The sequence below is a fragment of the Treponema sp. UBA7567 genome, assembly GCF_002476655.1.
GTDB lineage: Bacteria > Spirochaetota > Spirochaetia > Treponematales > Treponemataceae > Treponema_D.
Window position 1 is genome coordinate 1 of the sequence record NZ_DLLH01000062.1, and the last position, 7,360, is coordinate 7,360.

Below are 7,360 nucleotides of genomic sequence, written 5' to 3' on the forward strand. Positions count from 1 at the left end.
CTTACAGATTATAAAGTCCGCGTTCTTGACGGAAAATCAGCTACAGCCGCAAGTGTTCGTGTTTTGATTGAATCTACAGACGGAACTGACAGCTGGACGACAATTGGTGTGAGCTGCGACGTTATTGAAGCTTCCTGGCTTGCCTTGGTTGACTCTTTTGAATACAAACTGATTAAAGATATTGAAAAAAAGTACCACAAATTCATTTAATGTTCTTTACATAAATGTTGCTTTGTGGTATTTTATAAATACTTTATAAACTTTAGTATTAGTAAAGTTTGTTTTGACTTTTTATAGGAGCTTGATTTATGGAAAAAAATATTGCTTTGATTCCCGGAGATGGAATTGGTCCTGATGTTGTTGCAGAAGCTGTAAATGTCTTGAATGCAGTCGCTTCAAAATTCGGTCATAAATTTAATTATGAAACTGTTACTGCCGGCGGATGCGCAATCGATAAGTTTGGAAAACCGTTGCCGCAGGAAGAACTTGACAAATGCCTTAAAAGCGATGCAGTTCTTCTTGGGGCTGTAGGCGGTCCAAAATGGGACAACCTTCCATCTGAGCTTCGTCCTGAAAAAGCATTGCTTGGTCTTCGCGGCGGAATGAAAGTTTTCGCGAACCTTCGCCCTGCTGTAATGTGGCCTCAGCTTAAAGATGCCTGCCCTCTCAAAGATGAAATCGTCGGAAACGGTCTTGACATTCTCGTCGTGCGCGAGCTTACTGGCGGAATCTACTTTGGAGAGCGCGGAACAAGCGCGGACGGAAAAACAGCTTGGGACACAGAAAAATATTCTTGGGAAGAAATCGAGAGAATCGTTCGCCTCGGATTCCAGTTTGCCGAGAAGAGACAGAAGCACTTGACTGTTGTTGACAAGGCGAACATCTTGAATTCAAGCCGTCTCTGGAGAAAAGTTGCCGAGGAAGTCCACAAGGAATTCAGCGATGTTGCGCTTGACTTCCTTTACATCGACAACGCTTCAATGCAGCTTGTCCGCAATCCGTGCCAGTTTGACGTTATCGCGACAAGCAATATGTTCGGCGACATTCTTACAGACGAGGCGAGCCAGATTACAGGCTCTATCGGAATGTTGGCTTCGGCTTCGCTCGGAGACGGAACAGGGCCAGGACTTTACGAGCCGATTCACGGAACAGCTCCTGACATCGCAGGAAAAGACCTTGCAAACCCTCTCGCAACAATTCTTTCAGCGGCAATGCTTTTGCGCTACAGCTTCAAGCTTGAGACGGAAGCAAAGGCAATCGAGAATGCGGTAACAAAAGTTCTTGATGAAGGCTGGAGAACAGGCGACATTGCAGGCTCTAAGCGCGATGAAGTTAAGGCGGCAGGAAAGCTCGTTGGAACAAAGAAAATGGGCGAGCTTGTTGTGGAAGCTCTTAATAAATAAAAAATTTTACAGTAGTTTCTAAAAAAACAGATAATGGACTGTCTGAAAAATTAAGGCAGTCCATTTTTTTTATCCTGTTTTTTAAAACTTATAGCTTGCGACTCTGAAAAAAAATGCTAGAATGTGCATAAAAACTGTGATATTCTGAAAATACGTTTAGTTTTTTGACTTGTTTTTTTTATTGGGGATTTTTATTGAATAATTATGGAACGAAACTCTTTTGATGCGTTGGTTTCCGGTTTAAGCGAGACTGAACGTCTTACAATGCTGGAAAAAATGAAGTCGACTGGCGAAGAAACAGTTCCGCTTTCATTTGAAGACGGCTCTGACCTTGAAGCGAAAATTCCTTTTTCAGAGCAGATTAAAAACGAATCGATTTTTTTTAGATTTTTTTTGTGGCTAAAATCTATTTTTGCAAACACTTCTATGCAGGTTCTTTACAACGAGCATAAAATTTTACAGATTGCACATTCTGTCGAAAAGAATTGTCCAAATCTGATCGATTCAAAACGTAATATGCTTCTTTCGTCTTTTTACGACAAACTTACCGAATTAAAACTAAGCGCAGATTTTTTTAAGCCCTATATTCTAATTGCAGAATCCGATGAAAATTCATTTCTTGTGTTTTTGGGCTCGCTTGTAATGAGCGAAGTTGAAGAGCGGATGAATGAAGAAGTTGATCCTTATTCTCTTTCAATGGAAAATGGTCCTCGGCCAGAACAGAGAGTGAATCTTCTTCATAAAATGGACGGAATTTTAAATGAAATTCCTGCTGACAGACGAAATTATATGTATGAAGCGGTGCGTTCCTATGAATGGCTCAAACAGTTTTCTAAATTGCCATTTGACCGTTTTATTTCGCTTTTTTCTACAATAGTTGAAAAAAATTACTGTTGCGCCTTCAGTTCTCTCGAAAACGAAATTTCGCTGTTTGCAAAAATTTTGTGCAACGGTGTAAAAATCTATGAAGAAGTTCTTGAGTCGATTTATCTTTTTTCGCGCAAAGGAACGGGTGGACGGACTCTTGATTCAATGGACGAAATCGCGGAAAAAGCAGCAGATTTTATGAAAACGGCAAAATCTCATATTTCAATGATGAGAATGTTTATTACGAGCGTTCCTTTAAAATCGATTGGAAGAGTTGTCTATTCTGATGCTGCCTGGATTCCAGAAAATTTTACCGGTGGGGAGGATTGGTTTGTCCGCTATAAAAACAACTGGCGCAAACTTTTTGAAGAAAAATGGAAGGCTTGGGGCGTTGACTGCAAAAAAGAACAGTTAAAAATTGATTTGAACAGAAATTTTGGACTTGAAACTTTTCCTCTCTTGTCTGAGCGTCCATGGTCGCTTTTGTGGGGCGGAATGCCTTTCCAATATGAACTTACGGCCGGTTTTTTGAACTGGTATATGAAAGAAAAATTTCCAGAATTTGAACTGCCTTTAAAAACTGTAATGCTTGAAGGCGATTTTATTCAAAAGGAAAACCGCTCAGAATTCAACGATTCTTTCAATAAATTCATTCAGATTTCGGTCGATTTGCAGTCTCTTAACCGGATGCTTTCTGCTGGCGGCGAATATGGAGTTATTTTTACAAAGCTTCATAGCGAACGTTTGCGCACCTTGCAGGCTCATTCTAAAATTGAGTCGATAATCCGCGGTGTTGAGGGCGATGTCCGTTCTATGCTTTCAAGATTTTGCGATGCCTGTCGAACAATGGAAAATTGTTTTACAGGAATCTTTCTTGAAAAAAAAGACAGCCGTTACGATGCGCTTACAAATCTCGCGCGGCTTGGAGAAAAAAACAACGAGGCGTTTATCGAAAGTCTAAAAAAAGCAAGACAGTCAATTGCAGACGGATATGCTATGATTCGTGAGCTTGAGCAGGTTGACAGCCCGACTTTTTCTAAATAAGGCAGAAATAATGAGCAAAGTAAATTATATTTGCGTTACAAAAAAAATCGAAGAAAAGTCGGAAGATTTAAAATTTATTGTCTTGCCGTTTTACAAAAATGGAGAGCCATTAAAAGACGGCAAAAAATGGGGAATGACACTTCTTTCTGCCGGTTCAATGCGCTTTCGCTGGAACGAAAAAAATATTTTACGAGAAAAGACTTTAAAAGCTATTGCAGAAGAATTGCATCCTCATATTTGCTCCGGGGAATGCGCGCGCGATGAACAAATATGCAATTGCCAGCGTCAGATTGTTAGCATTGAACTTATTCATTCAAAAACAGTTTTTGAAATAAATTCTCAGAGAAGTTCATTTAACAAAAAAGGCGACGGATTGATTACGGACAACAAAATGCTTGTTCCTGTGGTTACAGTTGCCGATTGCGTGCCTCTTTTTTTGTATGATTCGAAAAAAGAAGTTTTTGCAGCCGTTCATTCTGGTTGGAAAGGAACTGGAATAATTGGAGAAGCGGTTAGGCTCGCTGTCGAAAAATACGGTTCAAAAGCGGAAGATATTTGCATTGCTATTGGACCTCATATTGGAAGAGAATGTTATTGTATTGACGAAAACCGAAAAAATTACTTTTTAGAAAATTTTGGTGAATGTGTAGCAAAACTCAAAAATGAAAACTCAGATTCAATTCAAAAAACAGCAGACGGAAAACTTTTGAGTTATTCATTGGATTTGACGAAAGCAAATCTTTTTGTCTTAAAAAAGGCTGGAATTTTGGAAGAAAATATAACAGTTGCAACTGACTGCACCTGTTGTTCAAAATTTTCGGACGGAAAAAACGTATTTGGAAGTTTTAGGCGGCAGGCTGCCTTTTTGCCGGAAAGTGTTTCTTTGGACGAAAAAAGCAGGGCTATGACGGTTCAGGCGGCATTTGTTATTTAAAATAATCTTACAAACAGAAGTGAATAGAATATGGAAACTCTAAAAAATTTGGAAATTGGGAAATCGGCGGTTATCAGCNNCGTTAAGACAGCATTTTCTTGACATGGGGATGATTCCCGGCGTAAAAGTTACGATGATGAAGCACGCACCTATGGGCGATCCGCTGGAAATCCGAGTTTTTAACTACGAACTGACACTTCGCAAGGACGAAGCCGCCAAAATCGAAATTGGATATAAAGAAAAGCTTTCAGATTCTAACGCAGATTTTTCTGATTCAACGGCAGAAAAAGAAACTTCCACCGCTTCAAACGATTTGCTGACTTCCCATCCAGGACTCGGCGAAGACGGAAAATATCATGAAAAAGAGACCGAAACTCCGCTTCCAGACAGCACGATTTTAACCTATGCCCTTGTCGGAAACCAGAACTGCGGAAAAACAACTCTTTTTAATCAGCTTACAGGCTCAAACCAGCATGTTGGAAATTTTCCGGGTGTTACAATAGACAGAAAAGACGGTGTAATAATAGGTCATCCAAAAACTCTTGTAACAGACCTTCCGGGAATTTATTCAATGTCGCCGTTTACAAGCGAAGAAATTGTTTCCAGAAATTTTGTCCTTAAGGAAAAACCAAAGGCGATTTTAAATATTCTTGACGCCTCTGCAATAGAGAGAAGCCTTTACCTTACTATGCAGCTTCTGGAGCTTGATATTCCCATGGTAATTGCGTTAAATATGATGGATGAACTAACAGGAAACGGCGGTTCAATCAACATAAACGAAATGGAGAATTTGCTCGGCGTTCCAGTTGTTCCAATTTCTGCGCTAAAAAACGAAGGTGTAGACGAACTTGTTCAGCATGCAATCCATATCGCGCACTTTCAGGAAAAACCAGTTCCACAGGATTTTTGCAGCAAAGACGAGGCTGGCGGTGCAGTTCACAGGGCAATCCATGCTGTAATTCACCTTATCCAGGATCATGCCGAAAGGGCAGAAATCCCTATACGTTTTGCAGCAAGCAAAATAATCGAAGGCGACAAAATCATTCTGAATATGCTTGACTTGGATTTTAACGAAATTGAAATGCTTGAGCACATTGTTGTTCAAATGGAAAAAGAATCTGGTCTGGACAGAAGCGCGGCAATTGCAAAAATGCGCTATTCGTTCATCAATAAAATCTGCGGGAAAACAGTAAAAAAACCGCATGAATCAAAAGAACATTTGCGCAGCGAAAAAATCGATAAAATTCTTACAGGAAAATGGACTGCAATTCCAGCTTTTATTCTGATTATGACAACTGTGTTTCTGCTTACATTTAATGTTTTAGGCGCATTTTTGCAGGGGCTTTTGGAAAACGGTATAGACTTTGTTACAAATCTTGCGGCAAGCGGATTAAAAAACGCTGAAGTAAACGAAGTGCTGCAAAGCCTTGTTATTGATGGAATTTTTAAAGGCGTCGGAAGCGTCTTAAGTTTTCTTCCTATAATCGTAGTCATGTTTTTCTTCCTTTCTATGCTGGAAGATTCTGGTTATATTGCGCGCGTCGCATTTGTAATGGATAAACTTCTGCGAAAAATCGGACTTTCAGGACGCAGCATTGTTCCTCTTTTAATCGGTTTTGGCTGCACTGTTCCTGCCGTAATGTCCACAAGAACCCTTCCAAGCGAACGCGACCGGCGCATGACCATTTTGCTTACACCTTTTATGAGCTGCTCGGCGAAACTTCCGATTTACGCATTTTTTGTGAGCGCATTTTTCCCGAAGCACGGCGGTCTGATTATGGGCGGACTTTATTTTCTTGGCATTGTCTCAGGAATTTTTGTCGCCCTGCTTTTAAAAAAAACGCTTTTTAAGGGAGAAGCCGTTCCTTTTGTAATGGAGCTTCCAAACTACCGTCTTCCTGGTAAAAAAAATGTAGCCCAGCTTTTGTGGGAAAAAGCAAAAGACTTTCTGCAGCGCGCATTTACCGTAATTTTTATCGGAACAATCATAATATGGTTTTTGCAAAGCTTTAATCTGCGGTTTCAGCTTGTTTCTGACTCACAGCAAAGCATTCTCGCTTCAATTGCCGGAATCCTTGAACCAGTTTTCCGTCCAATCGGTTTAGGAAACTGGAAAATCATAACCTCGCTGATAAGCGGATTTATTGCAAAAGAAAGCGTAGTTTCTACAATGGAAATCCTTTTTGGAGACGTTTCAGCCGCAATAAAACCTCTTGCTGCGGCAAGCCTTCTGGTGTTCAGTCTTTTGTATACGCCGTGCATTGCGGCAATTTCTGCAGTCCGCCGCGAACTTGGGACAGGCTGGGCAGCTGGCGTTGCGCTCTGGCAATGTGCGCTTGCATGGATTTTGGCATTTTTCGTGCATTTTATAGGAAGCTTTATTTAAATTCTAATTTTTTACTGAACGAAAATTGCAAAAAAAAATCAGCGGCCTTGTACGTCAAGACCGCTGATAAAAGAAATTAGAATTGATTATTTTAAAAGATATTCAACTGTGGTTACAACCCTTACGTTCTTTTTTTCTTCAAGACCGGGAGCTGCGTCTTCGATTGTGAATAAGCCTTGTGTTGCTTTTTTGATTTTTCCAACCTTGCTATTTGAATCTCGGGCGAACTGTTCTGCTGCGGTTCTTGCGTTTTCTGTGGCTTCTGCAATCATTTGCGGTTTTATTTGATTCAATTTTGTAAATTCGTAGTTTACTTTGCCGTCATATTCCTGTAGAACTGCAATTCCGCTCGAAACCAAGTTTAGCGAATCTGCATAAGCGGATTTTACGCTTTCAATTTTTGAAGAACGAATTAAGATTGTCTGTCTTGCAATAAAAGTATAGCGCAATTTGCTTTGATCCATGTATGAATTGAGGGAATTGTCCGTAATTGCCGCCGGCTGCACAGTAAAGTCGTTTTCATCAAGCCCGTGGTCTTTGAGATATTTTTTTACTGTCTGAGTTTTTAAAATAACCGACTGCTGCAAAGACGAAAGATTGTTGTCGCCTGTTGAGAAAGCCATATTCCAGATTGCAAGGTCGGCATCAACTTCTTTTTCTGAAAGTCCGCGCACAGAAACGCTTCGTTCTGGCGTAATTATGTTTGTAAGGCCAAAAGCAAGAATC

Annotated in this window: 6 protein-coding genes (1 of these 6 cut by a window edge); 5 read left to right on the forward strand and 1 reads right to left on the reverse strand. The window is 40.3% G+C overall.

Translation table 11 applies throughout. The features are described from left to right. The 5 genes from B3Y13_RS07745 to feoB form a co-directional block, all read left to right on the forward strand. The coding region (locus B3Y13_RS07745; RefSeq protein ID WP_296693757.1) for an alpha-isopropylmalate synthase regulatory domain-containing protein at positions 1-210 on the forward strand (210 nt) is incomplete at its 5' end. Between the two features lie 98 nt (positions 211-308). Further along, positions 309-1,403, forward strand: a complete 1,095-nt coding sequence (gene leuB / locus B3Y13_RS07750; RefSeq protein WP_296693759.1) for a 3-isopropylmalate dehydrogenase — start codon at positions 309-311, stop codon at positions 1,401-1,403. 204 nt (positions 1,404-1,607) lie between these two features. Continuing rightward, positions 1,608-3,314: a DUF5312 family protein gene (locus B3Y13_RS07755; RefSeq protein ID WP_296693762.1), complete on the forward strand. Its 1,707-nt coding sequence runs from the start codon at positions 1,608-1,610 to the stop codon at positions 3,312-3,314. Positions 3,315-3,324: 10 nt separating this feature from the next. Continuing rightward, a complete protein-coding gene (locus tag B3Y13_RS07760) occupies positions 3,325-4,248 on the forward strand; it encodes a polyphenol oxidase family protein (RefSeq protein WP_296667479.1) in 924 nt (307 codons plus the stop codon). 55 nt (positions 4,249-4,303) lie between these two features. Beyond that, a complete protein-coding gene (feoB, locus tag B3Y13_RS07765) occupies positions 4,304-6,634 on the forward strand; it encodes a ferrous iron transport protein B (protein WP_296693765.1) in 2,331 nt (776 codons plus the stop codon). Positions 6,635-6,720: 86 nt separating this feature from the next. Here the strand turns inward: feoB and B3Y13_RS07770 are convergent, their stop codons facing one another. Next, positions 6,721-7,360: the 3' portion of an SIMPL domain-containing protein gene (locus tag B3Y13_RS07770; RefSeq protein WP_296693767.1), read on the reverse strand. The gene runs 53 nt beyond the window's last position; the window shows 640 of its 693 coding nt (coding positions 54-693); its start codon lies beyond the right edge, outside the window; its stop codon occupies positions 6,721-6,723.

Bases quoted from the DNA above. Each gene is read 5' to 3' on its own strand.
- leuB (WP_296693759.1), top strand. From the start codon at position 309: ATGGAAAAAAATATTGCTTTGATTCCCGGAGATGGAATTGGTCCTGAT.
- B3Y13_RS07755 (WP_296693762.1), top strand. From the start codon at position 1,608: ATGGAACGAAACTCTTTTGATGCGTTGGTTTCCGGTTTAAGCGAGACT.
- B3Y13_RS07760 (WP_296667479.1), top strand. From the start codon at position 3,325: ATGAGCAAAGTAAATTATATTTGCGTTACAAAAAAAATCGAAGAAAAG.